Origin of the sequence: Myxococcus guangdongensis, from assembly GCF_024198255.1 — a bacterium.
GTDB lineage: Bacteria > Myxococcota > Myxococcia > Myxococcales > Myxococcaceae > Myxococcus > Myxococcus guangdongensis.
Genome location: NZ_JAJVKW010000006.1, coordinates 425,508 through 442,800, shown reverse-complemented (window position 1 = coordinate 442,800; position 17,293 = coordinate 425,508). Strand labels below are relative to the sequence as shown.

At 71.9% G+C, this 17,293-nt stretch carries 15 protein-coding genes; all 15 read left to right on the top strand.

From position 1 onward, the window contains the following. Window positions 1-3 precede the first annotated feature (3 nt). Window positions 4-531: a phage tail protein gene (locus tag LXT21_RS21170; RefSeq protein ID WP_254039957.1), complete on the top strand. Its 528-nt coding sequence runs from the start codon at window positions 4-6 to the stop codon at window positions 529-531. A 14-nt stretch (window positions 532-545) separates the two neighbouring features. Beyond that, window positions 546-1,277 (top strand): T4 family baseplate hub assembly chaperone, encoded by a 732-nt coding sequence (locus LXT21_RS21165; RefSeq protein ID WP_254039956.1) that lies wholly within the window; start codon window positions 546-548, stop codon window positions 1,275-1,277. Beyond that, window positions 1,274-2,737: a hypothetical protein gene (locus tag LXT21_RS21160; RefSeq protein ID WP_254039955.1), complete on the top strand. Its 1,464-nt coding sequence runs from the start codon at window positions 1,274-1,276 to the stop codon at window positions 2,735-2,737. Before LXT21_RS21165 ends, LXT21_RS21160 begins: the two co-directional genes overlap by 4 nt. A 401-nt stretch (window positions 2,738-3,138) precedes the next feature. Continuing rightward, entirely contained in the window at window positions 3,139-4,341 is a 1,203-nt protein-coding gene (locus tag LXT21_RS21155) for a DUF4255 domain-containing protein (RefSeq protein ID WP_254039954.1), read from the top strand. Then, complete coding sequence (locus LXT21_RS21150; protein WP_254039953.1) at window positions 4,338-6,320, top strand: ATP-binding protein; 1,983 nt, start codon at window positions 4,338-4,340, stop codon at window positions 6,318-6,320. Before LXT21_RS21155 ends, LXT21_RS21150 begins: the two co-directional genes overlap by 4 nt. Continuing rightward, the gene (locus LXT21_RS21145) at window positions 6,317-6,586 is read left to right on the top strand and encodes a hypothetical protein (protein ID WP_254039952.1); all 270 of its coding nucleotides are present in this window, start codon (window positions 6,317-6,319) and stop codon (window positions 6,584-6,586) included. The genes LXT21_RS21150 and LXT21_RS21145 overlap by 4 nt, the downstream gene beginning before the upstream one ends. Beyond that, window positions 6,583-7,224 carry a hypothetical protein gene (locus LXT21_RS21140; RefSeq protein WP_254039951.1) on the top strand — a complete coding sequence of 214 codons (642 nt, stop codon included), beginning with the start codon at window positions 6,583-6,585 and terminating at the stop codon, window positions 7,222-7,224. The genes LXT21_RS21145 and LXT21_RS21140 overlap by 4 nt, the downstream gene beginning before the upstream one ends. Window positions 7,225-7,250: 26 nt before the next feature. Beyond that, a complete protein-coding gene (locus LXT21_RS21135; protein WP_046712450.1) occupies window positions 7,251-7,541 on the top strand; it encodes a hypothetical protein in 291 nt (96 codons plus the stop codon). A gap of 7 nt (window positions 7,542-7,548) precedes the next feature. Continuing rightward, complete coding sequence (locus tag LXT21_RS21130; protein ID WP_254039950.1) at window positions 7,549-8,691, top strand: hypothetical protein; 1,143 nt, start codon at window positions 7,549-7,551, stop codon at window positions 8,689-8,691. Beyond that, the gene (locus LXT21_RS21125; RefSeq protein ID WP_254039949.1) at window positions 8,688-9,236 is read left to right on the top strand and encodes a phage baseplate assembly protein V; all 549 of its coding nucleotides are present in this window, start codon (window positions 8,688-8,690) and stop codon (window positions 9,234-9,236) included. Before LXT21_RS21130 ends, LXT21_RS21125 begins: the two co-directional genes overlap by 4 nt. Before the next feature lie 2 nt (window positions 9,237-9,238). Then, complete coding sequence (locus LXT21_RS21120) at window positions 9,239-9,562, top strand: hypothetical protein (protein ID WP_254039948.1); 324 nt, start codon at window positions 9,239-9,241, stop codon at window positions 9,560-9,562. Window positions 9,563-9,565: 3 nt separating this feature from the next. Beyond that, window positions 9,566-9,922 (top strand): GPW/gp25 family protein, encoded by a 357-nt coding sequence (locus LXT21_RS21115; protein WP_254039947.1) that lies wholly within the window; start codon window positions 9,566-9,568, stop codon window positions 9,920-9,922. Window position 9,923: 1 nt separating this feature from the next. Beyond that, window positions 9,924-12,524 (top strand): putative baseplate assembly protein, encoded by a 2,601-nt coding sequence (locus LXT21_RS21110; protein ID WP_254039946.1) that lies wholly within the window; start codon window positions 9,924-9,926, stop codon window positions 12,522-12,524. After that, window positions 12,521-15,100, top strand: coding sequence for a putative baseplate assembly protein (locus LXT21_RS45405; protein ID WP_254039945.1), 2,580 nt, complete (start codon window positions 12,521-12,523; stop codon window positions 15,098-15,100). Before LXT21_RS21110 ends, LXT21_RS45405 begins: the two co-directional genes overlap by 4 nt. Continuing rightward, a complete protein-coding gene (locus LXT21_RS21100) occupies window positions 15,097-17,286 on the top strand; it encodes a hypothetical protein (RefSeq protein ID WP_254039944.1) in 2,190 nt (729 codons plus the stop codon). Before LXT21_RS45405 ends, LXT21_RS21100 begins: the two co-directional genes overlap by 4 nt. The last annotated feature ends 7 nt before the right edge of the window (window positions 17,287-17,293 follow it).

The following is a 17,293-nucleotide window of genomic DNA, read 5'->3' as shown; positions in this document are numbered from 1 at the left end:
TCCATGGCTCAGTTCAGCGTCAACGCGCAGCGTTTCGACCCGTACAAGAACTTCAAGTTCCGGGTGAAGTGGGATGGCCGCTACGTGGCGGGCATCAGCAAGGTGGGCGCGCTCAAGCGCACCACGGAGGTGGTCAAGCACCGCGAGGGCGGCGACCCCAGCAGCAGCCGCAAGTCCCCGGGCCGCAGCGAGTACGAGGCGATTACGTTGGAGCGCGGCGTCACCCACGACACCGAGTTCGAGCGCTGGGCCAACAAGGTCTGGAACCATGGCTCCGGCCTGGGCGCCGAGGTGTCCCTCAAGGACTTCAGGAAGGACATCATCCTGGAGGTCTACAACGAGGCCGGACAGCTGGCCATCGCCTACAAGCTCTACCGCTGCTGGGTGTCCGAGTACCAGGCGATGCCGGACCTGGACGCCAACGCCAACGCGGTGGCCATCCAGACGCTGAAGCTGGAGAACGAGGGCTGGGAGCGTGACTACGACGTCACCGAGCCCTCCGAGCCCAGCTTCAACGAGCCCAATCCCTGACGCACCGAGGCCCCATGCGCTCGCTGACGGCTTCGGAGCTGCTGGGCGCGTGGGAGGCGGGATACCCGCACACGTCCGCGGGGCGCGCGCTCGCGCTGTTGGGCGCCGCGTTCCCGGAGCGGAGCCTGGGAGAGCTGGCGCGGCTGCCGGTGGGTGCCCGGGACTCGCTGCTCCTGTCGTTGCGGGAGGGGACGTTCGGTGGGGCCATCGGGGGGCTCGTGGCGTGTCCGCGGTGTGGGGAGCAGGTGGAGCTGGCGTTCGAGGTGGGGGACATCCGCGTCCCCACCGGGGCGGCGGCTCCGGAGGTGCTGGAGGTGGAGCGGGCGGGTCATGCCGTGCGGTTCCGGCTGCCGGACAGTCGGGACCTGGCGGCGCTGGCGTCGGGGCGGGAGCCGACGGGGCCCGGGCAGATGCTGGCGCGGTGTGTGGTGGAGGCACGTCGAGAGGGGGCGCACGTGGAGGCGCGGGAGCTGCCGGAGGACGTCGTGGGCGCCATCAGCTCGGCGATGGAGGCCGCGGATCCGCAGGCCCGCGTGGAGCTGGCCACGACGTGTCCCGGGTGCGGCCATGGGTGGGCGGCGGGGTTCGACATCGCGGAGTTCCTGTGGCGCGAGGTGGAGGCGTGGGCGCAGCGGCTGCTGCGTGACGTGCACACGCTGGCGAGCGTGTATGGCTGGTCCGAGGAGCACATCCTCGCGATGAGCCCCTGGAAGCGGCAGCGCTACCTGGAGCTGGTGGGGCGATGAGCGACTACTTGAGCCATCTGGTGGCCCGGCAGGTCCGCCCCACGGAGGGCGTCCGGCCGCGGACGGCGTCGTACTTCGCGCCCGAGTCGCGAGGCGTGGCGGGGGCGTTCGAGGACACAGTCGGTGAAGCATCGCGTGCCCCGCTCGGCCAGGTCCGGCCTCACCGCGAACCTTGGAGCGCGGTGGGTCAGGTGCTCTCCGGGCCCGTGGGCACGCAGGCCCCCAGGTCCGGAGAGGCTCGGGACGGGGTGGGTCCGCTGCTCGGCGAGCCTCGGAGCCGTGGAGGCCCCGGCGTCGGTGAGGGGCACTTCGGACGCACGCCCGACTCGGCGCAGGGTGCGTCGAGGGGCGAGCGCTCCCGTGAGCGCGCGGAGGCCCTGGTGGGAGAGGGCCCCGCGCGACACCCCGATTCGCGCGTGTCGACGGCTTCGGCGCCAGGCCCGCGCGCGGATGAGGGACGGGCTTCGAGGTCGAGGGGCAGCGGCACCGCGTCGGGCCTCGGACAGTCGTCACGAGGCGCGGTGGGCGTGGCGCCACGCGAGCTGGGCACGTCACACGAGGGGCGCACAGACGAGGCTCGGCATGAGCCCGGCGCGGCGTGGAACAGCGCGACGGGTGTCTTCACTCGCGCACCTCGCGCGAGGACGGCGGGCGCTGACGAGAGCGTCTTCGCACAGGCGAGGACCTCAGGGGACGCGGGCGTCGCGCCTCGTGTGAGTGCGTCTGGGGATGAGGGCGCTGCTTCGCGTACGAGGGCCTCGGCGGATGCGCGCGTCGCCTCGCGCACGAGGTTGGCGCCGGGCGCGAACGAGACCGGCGCCGAGTCACCGCTCTCCCGCGCGACGGAGCGTCCCGATGGTTCGGTGGCGGCCTCGCCGCATGACGCACGGAGCGCTGGGGGGCTCGCGCCGCGCACGGAGCACGCGTCCTCACGCAGTGAGGGGCACTTCATTCCGAGGGGCATCGTGCCTCGGGATGAGCCACTTCGCACGGCATCCGACGCCAACGAGGCGACTCGCGGGGACGTCACGCCCCTGGGGTTGTCGCTCGCGCTGGAGGCGGGGCGGTCCGCGATGACGTGGGGCATGGCGCGCGACGCACTCGCCGAGGAGCAAGACCTCCCGATGCGCCCCGCCTCGCGCGCTCGTCAGGCGCGCGACGCGCTCGCCGAGGAGCAAGACCTCCCGATGCACCCCGCCTCGCCCGCTCGTCAGGCGCGCGCTCTCGCCGCGGCGCTCGAATCAGGTGAGGGCGACAAGGTACGAAGCGGACAGGAGTCTCGCGCCACGCCGCTCTCCGTGACGCATGCACCGGAGGCCCCGGTCATCAACGTCACCATCGGCCGCATCGAGGTGCGCGCGGTGGCGCCCGCCACTCCGCCCCGGAGCGTGCCCGCGCGTCCCTCGGCGTCTCCGTCGCTCGAGGATTACCTCGCGCGCCGCAATGGAGGTGGCCGATGAACCACCTCCCTCGCCGGACGATGGCCGCGCGCCACGCCTTGTGTCTCGCGCCGCGACGGACGACCACGCGCTCCGCGCACCCGACCTCATTGACGCGTCACGTGTCGCGCCTGTCGTCCAGGCAGACGAGGAGTCATCTCCTCCGGCCCGAGATGGCCGCACGCCATGCATCCCGCCTCGCGCCTCGACTGGGAGGTGGCCGATGAGTCCCCCCGCTCGGCCGGTGCAAGGCACGCGTCGCGCCTCGCGTGGGAGGCGCACAATGAGCCTCCTCCGTCGCCCGATGACGGGCCCGTGCCACGCCTCGTGCCTTCTGGGAGGCGGACGATGAGCCATCGCCCTCTCTCCGCCGCTGCCTCCCTCAGCGCCGCACACCTTGCTCCGCGCCGGCGAGGTGGCCGATGAGCAACTCGCTCTCCATCGCGACGGTGACGGCGACGCTGCGCACGCTCCTGTTCAACCACCTTCAGGTGGACACCCCCGACGTCACCGTCACCACGCTGCCTCCGGACAAGGCCCGTGCCCGGGACGCGACGCACCATCAACTCAACATCTTCCTCTTCCAGGTCGGTCACGACGCCGCGCTCCGCAACACGACCTTCCCTCCCCACGTGAAGCCCGGCGAGTCCGGCCTCCCGCCCCTCGCCCTGCGACTCACGTACCTGCTCACGCCCTACGCCCCGTCCGACGACGACGTGGAGAGCCACAAGCTGCTCGGCAAGGCGATGAACGTCCTCCACGACCACCCGCTGCTCGGGTCCGAGGAGCTCCGCGTCGCCGTCCCCGGCAACGACCTCCACCGACAAGCCGAGCGCGTGCGCATCACCTCGGAGCCGCTCTCCCTGGAGGAGCTCTCCAAGCTCTGGACCATGTTCCAGACGCAGTACCGCGTCTCCGTCGTCTACCAGGTCTCCGTCGTCCTCATCGAGAGCACCCGCCCGCGCGCCACGCCGCTCCCCGTGCTGCGCGCCGCCCTCTCCGTCCAGCCGGACATCCTGCCCCCCTTCCCCCTCCTGGAGGCCATCACGCCCCCACAGCGGCAGGTCAGCGCGCGACTGGGTGACGTGCTCGTCCTCACCGGCCAGCACCTCGCGGGCAACACCGTGGGCGTGCGCTTCCAGCATCCGCTCTGGACCACACCGGCGACACGCCCCGCCGCCGACAGCACCGCCACGCGGCTCACCACCTCCATCCCGAATGACGCGGCCAACTGGCCCGCGGGCACCTACGCCGTGTCCGTCATCGTCACCGACACGAACGGCGTCGAGCACGCCTCCCCCGCCCTCCCGCTCACGCTCGCCCCGCGCATCCTCACGCTCGCGCCCTCCCCCGTGCCGCGCGGCCCCGATGGCGAAGTCACGCTCACCGCCACCTTCAGCCCCCACGTCCGTCCCGACCAGCGCGTGGCCCTGCTCCTCGGCGACAGGGAGCTCCCCGCACCCGAGCGCGTCGCCGCCGTGGACAACCTCACCTTCACCGGACGCGGCTTCACCGCGGGCGACCATTACGTCCGGCTGCGCGTGGACGGCGTGGACTCGCTCCTCATCGACCGGAGCCAGACGCCGCCCGTGTTCGACCCCACCCAGCGGGTGAGCGTCACATGAGCTCCTCCCCGCCGACCTCCTGGCAGGACGCCAACCAGCGTCAGCTCACCGCGGCGCTCGCGGTGGTGCGCGCGCGGCTGCTCCAGCAGGTGCTCGCGACGGGCGAGGAGCCCCTCCCCTCCGGAGGACCCGACGTCGACGCCGCCCTCGCCGCGCTCGCGCAAGCAGGCTCCGCCATGCCGGCCCCGTCCGCGCTGGAGAACCTGTGCGAGACCTTCCAGCTCTCCCCCTTCGAGCGCGACTGCCTGTTGTGCTGCGCGAGCGTGGAGCTGGGCACCGGCTTCGGCGCGCTGTTCGCCACCGTGAATCGGGACCCGCGACGTCCCTGGCCCACCTTCGGTCTGGCCCTGGCGATGTTGCCGGACGCGCACTGGAGCGCGCTCACGCCCGTGGCCGCCCTGCGCCGCTGGGAGCTGCTCACCCTCGCTCCCGGCGAGAGCCTCACCACCAGCCCGCTGCGCATCGACGAGCGCATCCTCCACTACCTCACCGGCCTGTCGTACCTGGACCGCCGTCTCCAGGAGCTCGTCTCCCCAGTCCCCGCGCAAGCCACTCCGCCGCCCTCCCACCAGGAGCTCGCCGAGCGGATGTGTCGACTCTGGGAGCGCGAGACGAGCGCCGCGACCGTCCAGCTGTGTGGCGTGGAGCCCGACGGCGCGCGCGCCATCGCCAGCACGGCCTGCGCCGCCCTGGGACTCCAGCTCCACGTCACGCGCGCGAGCCAGCTTCCCCTCGTCGCCGAGGAGCGAGGGATGCTCGCCCGGCTCTGGGAGCGCGAGGCCCTGCTGATTGGCAGCGGCCTGCTCATCGAGTGTGACGACGGCACCAGCGCCGAGTCGCTCCGCGCCGCGACCGCCTTCGCCGAGCAGGTCCAGGGCATGGTCATCCTCACCGCGCGCGAGCCCGTGCGCCTGAGGGGCCGCGCGTCGCTCCCGCTCGAGGTGAAGCGCCCCACGCGGGGCGAGCAGCAGGCGCTGTGGACCGGAGCGCTCGGACCCGAGGGTGTCCCGCGCAACGGCGCGCTGGAGAAGATCACCCAGCAGTTCGACCTGCCCCTGCACGCCATCCGCGCCGCCAGCCTGGAGGTGCGCGAGCGAGGCCCCTTCGACGACGAGGGCGCGCTGGGCTCGGCCCTCTGGAACGCCTGTCGCGTGCAGTCGCGCCCCCGCCTGGAGGACCTGGCGCGCAGGCTGGAGCCGACCGCGGGTTGGGAGGACCTGGTGCTCCCCCCGGACAAGAAGGCCATCCTCAAGGAGATCGCCGCCGCCGTGCGCCAACGCACGCGCGTGTACGAGACCTGGGGCTTCGCCTCCAAGGGCGCGCGCGGCCTGGGCATCAGCGCCCTGTTCGCTGGCGCCAGCGGCACGGGCAAGACGATGGCCGCGGAGGTGCTCGCGCTGGAGCTGGGCCTGGACGTCTACCGCATCGACCTGAGCCAGGTGGTCAGCAAGTACATCGGCGAGACGGAGAAGAACCTGCGCCGCGTGTTCGACGCCGCGCAGGAGGGCGGCGCCATCCTCCTGTTCGACGAGGCCGACGCCCTGTTCGGCAAGCGCTCCGAGGTCCGCGACAGCCACGACCGCTACGCCAACATCGAGGTGAGCTACCTGCTCCAGCAGATGGAGTCGTACGGGGGCCTGGCCATCCTCACCACCAACATGAAGGACGCGCTGGACACGGCCTTCCTGCGCCGGCTGCGCTTCGTGTTGCAGTTCCCCTTCCCGGACGCCGCCCAGCGCGCGGACATCTGGCGGCGCATGTTCCCCGCCGCCACGCCCACCGAGGGCCTGGACGTCGCGCGCCTGGCCCGGCTCAGCGTCACCGGCGGCAACATCCGCACCATCGCCCTCAACGCCGCCTTCCTCGCCGCCGACGCCAACGAGCCGGTGCGGATGGCGCACCTCCAGCGCGCGGTGCGCTCGGAGTTCAGCAAGCTCGACAAGCCCTTGGCCGAGGCCGAGGTCTCGGGGTGGACATGACGCCACGACACATCTCGCTGCACATCGACGAGCTGGTCCTCCACGGCGTCCCCGCCTCCCAACGGGAGCAGGTGGGCGAGGCCGTGCGCGTGGAGCTGACGCGCCTGCTCACCGAACAGGGCCTGCCCCAGGGCCTGTCCGGCGCCGCGCCACGCGTGGACGCGGGCACCGTCCACACCCGGCCCCACGCCGCGCCCCAGTCCCTGGGCGTCCAGGTGGCGCAAGCCGTGTACGCGGGCCTGGGACAGGGAGGACCCAAGCGATGAGCTCGTTCCCACGCACCCCGCGCACGCAGCGCGGCGCCATCGTCGGGTTGGACCCGTTCAACCCCGTCGCGAGCCTGGTGGTGTTCCAATACAACCCGGACACCATGACGCGCACGCTGACGCCCCAGATGTCGGGCGAAGGCGGGGACCGCACGGAGGCGCTCCGGCTCAAGGGCGCGCCCGTGGAGAACATCCGCGTGGAGGTCGAAATCGACGCCACGGACCAGCTCGCCCAGGGCGACGCGCTGGCTGGCAGCGTGGGCATCTATCCGCAGCTGTCGTCGCTGGAGATGCTCGTCTACCCGAAGACCGCGCAGGTCATCCTCAACGCGGTGCTGATGCAGGTGGGCACGCTGGAAGTCGTCCCCGCCACCGCGCCGCTGACGCTCTTCGTCTGGGGCCCCAAGCGCGTGCTGCCGGTGAAGCTCACCGAGTTCACCATCACCGAGGAAGCGTTCGACCCGAACCTCAACCCCATCCGCGCCAAGGTGTCCCTGGGGCTGCGCGTCCTCTCGTACAACGACTTGCCGCTCACGCACCCCGGCTACGCCCTCTTCCTCACGCACCAGGTCGTCAAGGAGGCCATGGCCGTCGTCGGGAGCATCTCCGGCGTGGCCAACGCCTCGCTGCCTCGCTGAAGCCTCTTTCGCCTCCGGGAGCCACCATGCTCGACCCCACCAGTCGCTACGCGAACCTCGAGACCGCCACCCTCACGCTGCCCGACGGGCGCGTGGCGGCCTACAAGCGCCGCCGCTTCATCCCCGCCGGCAACGCGCTCAAGGTCCTGGCCGAGGTCACCGTCACCGAGGGCGACCGGTTGGACCTGCTCACCCACCGCACGCTGGGAGACCCGGAGCACTTCTGGCGCGTCTGCGACGCCAACGACACGCTCAACCCCTTCGAGCTGATGCGGGAGACGGGCTCCGTGGTGCGTATCGCCATGCCGGAGTTCTGAGCGCGACATGAGCCTGCTGGGAATCCATCTCACCTTGCTGGTGGGCCCCACGGTGGCGGTGCCCGCGCCCGCGTCGTTCATGGAAGCCCTCCAGAACGTGGAGGTCACCCACAACGACGAGGGACGCTCGGGCTTCCAGCTCACCTTCGGCGTGGGCCGCGCGGGGGCCATGGACCTGCTCGACTACGGGCTGGTGGGCCACCCGCTGCTCAGGCCCATGAACCGGGTGGTGCTGCTGGTGACGTTCAACGTGGTGCCGCAGGTGCTCTTCGACGGCATCATCACCCACCGCACGCTCACGCCCTCCCATCAGCCGGGCGCCTCCACGCTCACCCTCACCGGCGAGGACATCAGCGTGGCCATGGACCTGGAGCAGAAGGTCCACGAGCACCCCGCGCAGGTGGAGCCCATCATCATCGCGCAGCTGGTGCTGAGCTACGCGCAGTACGGCCTCGTCCCCGTCATCATCCCGCCGCCCACGCTGGACGTGCCGCTGCCCATCTACCGCACGCCCGTCTTCCGCGGCACCGACTACGCCTACCTGCAGGAGATGGCCCGCCGCTACGGCTACGTCTTCCACGTCACCCCCGGCCCCGCGCCGCTGATGAACACCGCGTACTGGGGCCCACCCAACCGGCTGGGCATTCCGCAGCGGGCCCTGTCGGTGAACCTGGGCGCGCAAACCAACGTGGACTCGCTCGACTTCCAGTACGACGCGCTGGCGCCCACCACGGTGAAGGGCCAGGCCATCGTCTTCGGCCGCGCGCTGCCGGTGCAGACCTTCGCGAGCCTGCGCGTGCCTCCGCTGGCGAGCCAGCCCGCGCTGCTCACCCAGTCCAGCGTGCGCACGTCGCTGCTGGAGGACGTGCCGGACGGCGCGGGCTACCTCGCCGCGTTCGCCCGGGCGCAGGGGCAGACGGACAGCTCCACGGACACGGTGCTCACCGGCTCCGGGGAGCTGGACGCCACGCGCTACGGCGACGTGCTGCGCCCCCGGGGCCTCGTCGGCGTGCGCGGCGCGGGCTTCCAACACGACGGCTTCTTCTACGTGCGCAACGTCACCCACTCCATCCGCCCCGGTGAGTACAAGCAGCGCTTCACCCTCACGCGCGAGGGTGTCGGGGCGCTCACTCCGGTGGTGCCGCCATGAGCTCCTACTTCGGGAAGTACCGCGGCGAGGTCATCAACAACATCGACCCGCTGATGATGGGCCGCGTGCAGGTGAAGGTGCCCACCGTCCTGGGCGACAGCCAGCTGGGCTGGGCCATGCCGTGCATGCCCTACGGTGGCAGCGGCAAGGGCTTCTTCGCGGTGCCCGCGGTGGGCGCCAAGGTCTGGGTGGAGTTCGAGCGCGGGGACCTCAACTACCCCATCGTCGCCGGCTGCTTCTGGGGCGAGGGCGAGGCGCCCGCCACGCCGGGCCTGCCCACCACCAAGGTGTGGAAGACGGACGCCGTCACCGTGAAGCTCGATGACCTGCCGGGCGCGGGGGGCTTGAGCATCGAGGTGAGCCCGCCCGCGGTGCCCATGCCGCTGAAGGCGACCTTCACCGCGGCCGGCATCGAAATCAACCACGGGGGCACGGCCAAGGTGGTGCTCAGCGCCACCGGCATCGAGCTGTCGTTCGGCGCCGCCAACATCAAGCTCGGCCCCACGGGCGTCAACGTCAACAACGGCGCGCTGGAGGTCATCTAGCCATGGGAGCCTTCGTCGTCCACGTCGGAGCCACGGTGATGTGCCCGCATGGGGGCCAGGTGCAGACGATGCCCGGCAACCCGCGCGTGAAGGTGGGCGGCCAGTTCGTCGCCACCATGGCGGACCAGTACCTGGTGTCCGGCTGCACCTTCCCCCCGCAGGGCGGAGGGCCGTGCGTGCAGGTGAAATGGATGGTGCCCTCGGTGCGCGTGCGCGTGGGAGGCCAGTTCGTCATCCTGCAGAACAGCGTGGGGCTGTCCATGGGAGCCGCGCCGTTGGGGCCTCCGCAGGTGGTGATGACGCAGGTCCGCGTGAGGGGGACCTGAGCCATGCACATCGCCTTCCCCTATCGCCTGGATGGACGGGGCCGCACGGCGGACGCGGACCTGGACACGCACGTGCGGCACCTCATCGAGCAGGTGCTCTTCACCTCGCCCGGTGAGCGCGTCAATCGGCCCACCTTCGGCACGGGCCTGGGGCAGCTCGTCTTCGCGCCCAACAGCTCCGAGCTGGCCACCGCCACGCAGTTCCTGGTGCAGGGCGCGCTCCAGCAGTGGCTGGGCGACCTCATCCAGGTGGAGGCGGTGGAGACGCGCAGCGAGGAGGCCTCCCTCCACGTGACGGTGCGCTACGTGGTGCGCCGCACCCAGCAGCGCCAGACGGCGCAGTTCTCACGGGAGCTCTGACATGGGCGCGCGCTACGTCTGCCAGAGCGAACAGCGACGCCGGTTGGTGGAGGCCCACCCCACCTTCAACGGCATCGACTACCTGGAGGTCCTGGACGAGGAGGCCGCCGAGCTCGAGTTGGAGCGCCAGCGCACGCTGTGGGTGCGCTGCTACAAGCCGCTGCCGGCCACCCTCAGCGCGGACAACGTGGGAATCACCGGGGGCGTGCGCCTGAAGGACATCGGCGTCGCGCTCGCGTTCCGCATGGACCAGCCGCCACCCGAGCCTCGCACCACCGAAGCCGAGCGTGAGGAGTATGCGCGGCGCGTGGCGCTGGACGTCGAGAACGGCACCACCGAGACGCAGCAGACGCTGGTGGTGCGCACCACGTCCTCCGGCGACTTCTCCACGTACACGCTCGCGCTCCTGCGCGGGTTCCTGGACACGGTGCCACTGGAGGGCTTCGACGCCCTGCTGTCACGCGTGGACTTCACCTTCAAGGTGGAGTGCCCGAGCGAGTTCGACTGCGCCCCGCCGAAGTCCACCGTCACGCCGGACGGCGTGGACCCGACGCTCGACTACCTCACGCGCGACTACGCCAGCTTCCGGCGGCTCCTGCTCGACCGGTTGTCGGAGGTCGCGCCGCAGTGGAAGGAGCGCAACCCCGCGGACCTGGGCGTGACGCTGGTGGAGTTGATGGCCTACTCCGCCGACTACCTCAGCTACTACCAGGACGCGGTGGCCACCGAGGCGTACCTGGGCACCGCGCGCAAGCGCACCTCGGTGCGTCGTCACGCGCGACTGCTCGACTACCCCATGCACGACGGCGGCAACGCCCGCGCGTGGGTGACGGTGAGCCTCACGCCCGACGCGGAGGGCACGCCCCTGGCCGGGCCCACCGAGGTGACGGCCGGCACGGTGTTCATCACCACCGTGGACGCGCCCCGCGTGGTGGACGCCCGGCAGTTGCAGGCCGCCATCGTCTCCGGCGCGGAGGTGTTCGAGTCGCTCCACCCCACCACGCTCTCCTCGGGCCACGGCCGCATCACCTTCCACACCTGGGGCGAGGACCGCTGCTGCCTGCCCCGGGGCGCCACGGCGGCCACGCTGCTCAACCCGCCCTCGCCCGCGGACCCGACGAAGAAGACCTTCACGGCGGAGAACTTCTCCGAGGGCAAGGTGCTCATCCTCGAGGAGGCGCGCGGCGCCTCGACGGGGCGCGCCGTGGACGCGGACCCGTCCCGCCGCCACGCGGTGCGGCTGACGCAGGTGGGCTTCGGCGAGGACCCGCTGCTCGGCGTGGACGTGGTGGAGGTGTCCTGGCACACCGAGGACGCGCTGCCCTTCGAGCTGTGCCTGTGGACCGTCACCGTCCCGCATGACTCCACCGGAGAGAAGGAGGACGTGCCCGGACAGCCCGCGCCGGTGAGCGTGGCGCGCGGCAACGTGGTGCTGGTGGACCATGGGCGCACGCTGACGGAGGAGCTTCCCGCCGTGCCCGCGACGGGGAGCTACCGTCCCCGCCTGTCGAGGGGGCCCCTCACCCAGGTGTCACGGGCGGAGGGTGGCCGCGCGGTGGACCCCACGGCGTCCGCCACCGCGGCGCTGCGCTCGGCGCCGGAGGAGGCCCTGCCCGCGCTCTGGCTGCGCGAGGCGGAGAGCGGCCGCGTCTGGGTGCCGCGCCGCACGCTGCTCAACAGCGGCCGCTTCAGCCGGGAGCTGGTGGCCGAGGCGGAGGACGACGGACGGGCGCGCCTGCGCTTCGGCGACAACGTGCTCGGCGAGCGCCCCGGGGCGGGCGTGGGGATGACGGCCACGTACCGCATCGGCAACGGCGGCGCGGGCAACGTGGGCGCGGAGTCCATCACCCATGTGTTCTCGCCCGTGGGGGGCGCGTGGCGCGACGGCATCCTCCGCGTGCGAAACCCGCTGCCGGCCCAGGGAGGCGTGGAGCCGGAGACCGTGGAGCGCGTGCGCATCGACGCGCCGGAGGCCTTCCGCATCCAGCAGCGCGCGGTCACGGAGGAGGACTACGCGGAGGTGGCGCAGCGCCACCCCGAGGTGCAGCGCGCGGTGGGCAGCCTGCGGTGGACGGGGAGCTGGCACACCATGTTCATCACCGTGGACCGGCGCGGCGGCTTCCCGGTGGACGTGGACTTCTCCGAGCGGCTCACCACCTTCCTGGAGCGCTTCCGGCTGGCGGGGTACGATTTGCGCGTCGACGCGCCGCTCTTCGTGCCGTTGGACATCGCGATGACGGTCTGCGTGCTGCCGGGCTACCTGGCCGCCAACGTGAAGGCCGCGCTGCTGGAGGTCTTCGGCAACGGGGAGCTGCCCGATGGCCGGCGCGCCTTCTTCCACCCGGACAACTTCACCTTCGGCGAGCCGGTGTACCTGAGCCAGCTGGTGGCCACGGCGATGAAGGTCCCCGGCGTGGCGTGGGTGGAGACGGAGGACGCGCCGGGCAAGGCGCAGCGCTTCCGGCGCTTCGGCCAGGTGCCTCGCGACGAGTGGAAGAACGGGCTCATCGCCATGGACCGGCTGGAGATTGCCCGGCTCGACAATGACCCGAGCCAACCGGAGAACGGCAAGCTCGACTTCTACATGCAGGGGGGCCTGTGAGCACGTCCATCAAGGGCTCGGGGGACTGCGACGCGTGCGAGAGCCAGGGCGCGCAGGAGGCGGCGCCGCTGTACAACCGCCCCGGCCAGCCCGCGCTCGCGTACCGCATCGGCACGCACTCCAGCTTCTTCCAGCGCATGCTCTCGCGCCTGCCGCGTGAGTTCCTGCCGGAGGGTGAGTTCGCCGGCACCCGACCACTGGCGGCGCTGTCCACGCGCGGCACCGAGGACTTGTCCATCGCGATGCTGGACGCGTGGGCCACGGCCGCCGACGTGCTGACCTTCTACCAGGAGCGCATCGCCAACGAGGGCTTCCTGCGCACCGCCACGGAGCGGCGCTCGGTGTTGGAGCTGGCGCGGCAGCTCGGCTACGAGCTCAAGCCCGGCGTCGCCGCGAGCACGTACCTGGTCTTCACCGTGGAGACCGCGCCCGGCGCGCCCTCGCGCGTCCAGGTCCCGGTGGGCGTGCAGGTGCTCAGCATCCCGGGTCAGGACGCGCGGCCACAGACCTTCGAGACCACCGAGGCGCTGGAGGCCCGCGCGGAGTGGAACCTGCTCCGCGTGCCGAGGACGCAGCCCCAGCCGCTGATGCGCGGGGAGAACACGCTGTACCTGCGCGGGCTCCAACCCGGCCTCCAGCCCGGCGACGCGCTGCTGCTCGTGGGCGAGGAGCGCGAGCGCCAGCCCGGCAGCGAGCAATGGGATTTGCGTTGGGTCAAGACAGTCACCCAGGTGTCGAACCCGAAGGAGCCCGAGCTCAACCACACCGTGGTGACGTGGGAGCCGGGGCTGGGCAGCGAGTCGCCGCGCGTGGACCCGGCCGACCATCCTCGCGCCTTCGTGCTGCGGCTGCGCGGCAACCTGTTCGGCTACAACGCGCCGTCCTTCAAGGCGATGCCGGACGACGTCAAGAAGCGCTACAACCCGGACTTCCGGCCCGGCGACGCGCGCTTCACCCAGTGGCCCCAGTTCGAGAACGCCACCGCGGTGCAGGGAATCGTGGACCTGGACCGCGAGTACCCCACGCTGGTGCACGGCAGCTGGGTGGCGCTCTGGAAGTCGCGCTACGTCGAGCTCTACCGCATCACCGACATCCAGCCCTGGGCGCGTGAAGACTTCACGATGACCGCCAAGGTGACGCGGCTCACGTTCGACACCAACGAGCACCTGTCCTACTTCCCGCTGCGCAGCACCGTCGTGCTCGCGCAGAGCGAGGAACTGCCCATCGGCGAGATGCCGCGGACAGACCCGGTGAAGGGCGACGCCATCGAGTTGGACCGCGCGGTGGCGGGGCTGGAGCCCAAGCACGTGCTGCTCGTCGAGGGCAGGCAGCTCGTGGAGGGGCAGCCGGGCGAATGGCTGCGTCAGGTGGTCGCGCTGGACCGCGCGGAGCTGCTGCCGGACGGCTGCACGCGGCTGGTGCTCGAGGAGCCCCTGGCCGCGCCGCTCGTGCGCGACACGGTGCGCATCCACGGCAACGTGGCCCCCTCCACGCACGGAGAGACGGTGCGCGAGGTGCTGGGCGGCGGCGACGGCTCGCGCACGCACCAGCGCTTCGTGCTGCGCAAGCCGCCGCTCACCTACGTGGCCGCGCCCACCGACACGGGCGGGGAGAGCACGCTGGAGGTTCGCGTCAACGGCGTGCTGTGGAAGGAGGTGCCCACGCTCTTCGGCCAGGACGAGCGCGCCGAGGTCTACATGGTGCGCCTCCAGGACGACGGCACCGTGGTGGTGACCTTCGGTGACGGCGTGTCCGGCGCGCGCCTGCCCACGGGCCAGGAGAACATCACCGCGGTGTATCGCTCCGGCATCGGCCCGGAGGGCGAGGTGGACTCCGGGCAGCTCGCGCTCCTCAAGGTGCGCCCGCTGGGCATCCGCGAGGTGGGCAACCCGCTGCCCGCCACCGGGGCCGCCGCGCCCGAGTCACGGGACGAGGCGCGCGACAACGCCCCCGCGTCGGTGCTGACGCTGCGCCGCGTGGTGTCGCTGCAGGACTACGAGGACTTCGCCTCCACCTTCGCCGGCATCGGCAAGGCCCAGGCCGCAGACCTCACCAACGGCGAGCGCATCCTCGTGCACGTCACCGTGGCCGCGAACGACGGCGAGCCGGTGGAGCCGGGCACCCTGCTCCACGAGAGCCTGGAGGAGGCCCTGCGCACGCACCACGACCCGGTGCGCCAGTTCGCGCTCTCCTCCTACGAGCGGCTCTACTTCGCCATGGAGGCCCGCCTGCGGCTGGACGCGCGCTACCTGCCCGAGGACGTGCTCGCCCGGGCGGAGGCCGCGCTGCGCCAGGCGTTCTCCTTCGAGCGACGCCAGTTCGCCCAGGCGGTGAGCGGCGCGGAGGTCATCCGCGTCCTCCAGGACGTGCCGGGCGTGGTGATGGTGGACCTGGAGCGCCTGCACCCGACGACGCCCTCCATCCCGGAGCAGAAGCTGTTCTCGGTGATTCGCGCGCGCGGCGCCCGGTGGGAGCGCACGCTCCTGAGGCCCGCGCAGCTGCTCCTGTTGGACCCGTCGCTCCAGGGTGAGCGGCGGGGCGTGACGCTGGTGCACGACCTGGAGGTGAGCCCGTGACGCCCTCGCCCAGGGACCGGCTGTACAAGCTGCTGCCCGCCATCCACCGCGCCAAGGACACGCTGCAGGGCGAGCCCTTGCGCGCGCTGCTGGCCATCATGGAGCACGAGCTGCTGGCGCTCGAGGAGGACATCGGCCAGCTGCACGACAACTGGTTCATCGAGACGTGCCAGGAGTGGGTGGTGCCGTACATCGGCGACCTGCTCAAGGTGCGCGACCTGGTGCCCGTGGACCCGGGCCTCTTCAGCCAGCGCGCCTACGTGGCCAACACCCTGGCGTACCGGCGCCGCAAGGGCACCGCCGCCATGTTGGAGCAGCTCGCGCGCGACGTGACGGGCTGGCCCGCGCGCGCCGTGGAGTTCTTCCAGCGCGTGGGCACGACGCAGTACCTCAACCACCCGCGCCTGACGAGCCTGCGCACCCCGGACCTGCGCGACGCCAACGCGATGGAGCTGGTGGGCACGCCCTTCGAGGACGCCACGCGCACCGTGGACGTGCGCCACATCGACAACCAGCGCGGCCAGCACAACCTGCCCAACGTGGGCCTCTTCCTGTGGCGGCTGGAGTCCTATCCCGTCGTGCTCGCGCCCGCGTACCGGGTGCTGCCAGCGTCCGAGCCCGGCGCCACGGACGAGGGGCTCTTCCGCTTCGACGCGCTCGGCTGCGACACGCACCTGTTCAACCTGCCGCAGTCGGAGACCACGCTCAGCTCGCTGGCCGGGGAGCTCAACGTGCCGACGCCGCTGCGCCGCCGGCCGCTGTACGACGAGCTGGAGGCCCGCCGCGCCGCGCTCGCCCGGGGCCAGACGCCCGAGCAGCGCTCCTTCGGCGCCACCCCGCCCTTCACCCTCCACCTGGACGCGGGGCCGGGCACGTTCGAGGCCATCTCCCCGGACGAGGTCCTCATCTGTGACCTGTCCACCTGGCACCGTCCTCCCGCCACGCTGCCCTACCCGCCGTTGGACCCGAGCCTGCCGCCGGTGAATCGGAGCATTCGCGTCGCGGTGGACCCGGTGAACGGGCGGCTCGCCTTCGCCGAGGGACGGCCCGTGCCCACCGCGCTGTCGGTCAGCTACGCGTACGGCTTCAGCAGCGAGGTGGGCGGCGGCTTCTATGACCGTCAGGAGACGCTGCTCCCCCTGGAGCAGCGCGGCGAGTACCGCGTCGACACGCGCGCGGGCCCGTACCCCACGCTCGCCTCGGCCCTGAGCGCGAGCAGCGCCAGTGGGGACGCGCTGGTGGAGGTGCTCGACAGCGAGCGCCATCCGCTGGCCACGCTGGACGTGGCGGCGGGCTCGCGACTGGAGCTGCGGGCCGCCAACCTCCAGCGCCCCGTCATCGACCTGCAGGGTGGCCGGGGGCTGGTGCGCCTGGGTCAGGGCGCCACGCTGGTGCTCAGCGGGCTGCTCGTGCGCGGCGGCGTGCTGGAGGTGCAGGCCGCGGACAACGCCACCTTGGACCTGCGCCACTGCACGCTCGTGCCCGGACAGGACCTGCTGCCGGATGGCCAGCCGCGCACCACCGAGCCGAGCCTGGTGGTGAAGGGCGAGAAGGACGGTGACTGCACCGTGCTCCTCCACCGATGCATCACGGGCCCCGTGCGCACGGGCCGCGCCACCGTGCTCCGACTGGAGGACTGCATCGTGGACGGGCTGGGAGGTCCCGCGCTCCAAGGGCTGCCCACGCCGCCCGGGCCGCTGCTCCCTTCGGAAGAGGACCTGGAGGCCGAGGGCCTCACGGGCACGCTCCACGTGCTCGCCAGCACGGTGCTCGGGAGCGTGGAGACCACGGTGCTGGAGCTGGGCAGCGACAGCCTCTTCACGGGCCGGGTGAACGTGGTGCAGCGGCAGAAGGGCTGCATGCGCTTCTGCTACGTGCCACCCGGCTCGCACGTGCCCCAGCGCTTCCGCTGCCAGCCCGCGTACGCGGAAGGGACACCCGAGGACGTGCGGCTGGAGATCGAGCGGCGCGTGAAGCCCGTCTTCACCTCGGACCGCTACCTGGAGCCCGGCTACTGCCAGCTCCGCGACGACACCGATTCGGGCATCCGCCGGGGTGCCAGTGACGAGGGGGAGATGGGCGTGTTCCATCACCTCCAACAACCGCAGCGCGAGGCCAACCTGCGCGCGAGCCTGACCGACTACCTGCGCTTCGGACTCGAGGCCGGGTTCTTCTTCGTGACCTGAGGAGACG

What these genes read in the sequence shown, in the direction of transcription:
- LXT21_RS21125 (WP_254039949.1), top strand. Translation starts at nt 8,688, where the DNA reads ATGAGCTCCTACTTCGGGAAGTACCGCGGCGAGGTCATCAACAACATC.
- LXT21_RS21155 (WP_254039954.1), top strand. Translation starts at nt 3,139, where the DNA reads ATGAGCAACTCGCTCTCCATCGCGACGGTGACGGCGACGCTGCGCACG.
- LXT21_RS21140 (WP_254039951.1), top strand. Translation starts at nt 6,583, where the DNA reads ATGAGCTCGTTCCCACGCACCCCGCGCACGCAGCGCGGCGCCATCGTC.
- LXT21_RS21115 (WP_254039947.1), top strand. Translation starts at nt 9,566, where the DNA reads ATGCACATCGCCTTCCCCTATCGCCTGGATGGACGGGGCCGCACGGCG.
- LXT21_RS21165 (WP_254039956.1), top strand. Translation starts at nt 546, where the DNA reads ATGCGCTCGCTGACGGCTTCGGAGCTGCTGGGCGCGTGGGAGGCGGGA.
- LXT21_RS21135 (WP_046712450.1), top strand. Translation starts at nt 7,251, where the DNA reads ATGCTCGACCCCACCAGTCGCTACGCGAACCTCGAGACCGCCACCCTC.
- LXT21_RS21145 (WP_254039952.1), top strand. Translation starts at nt 6,317, where the DNA reads ATGACGCCACGACACATCTCGCTGCACATCGACGAGCTGGTCCTCCAC.
- LXT21_RS21170 (WP_254039957.1), top strand. Translation starts at nt 4, where the DNA reads ATGGCTCAGTTCAGCGTCAACGCGCAGCGTTTCGACCCGTACAAGAAC.
- LXT21_RS21130 (WP_254039950.1), top strand. Translation starts at nt 7,549, where the DNA reads ATGAGCCTGCTGGGAATCCATCTCACCTTGCTGGTGGGCCCCACGGTG.
- LXT21_RS21160 (WP_254039955.1), top strand. Translation starts at nt 1,274, where the DNA reads ATGAGCGACTACTTGAGCCATCTGGTGGCCCGGCAGGTCCGCCCCACG.
- LXT21_RS21110 (WP_254039946.1), top strand. Translation starts at nt 9,924, where the DNA reads ATGGGCGCGCGCTACGTCTGCCAGAGCGAACAGCGACGCCGGTTGGTG.
- LXT21_RS21120 (WP_254039948.1), top strand. Translation starts at nt 9,239, where the DNA reads ATGGGAGCCTTCGTCGTCCACGTCGGAGCCACGGTGATGTGCCCGCAT.
- LXT21_RS21150 (WP_254039953.1), top strand. Translation starts at nt 4,338, where the DNA reads ATGAGCTCCTCCCCGCCGACCTCCTGGCAGGACGCCAACCAGCGTCAG.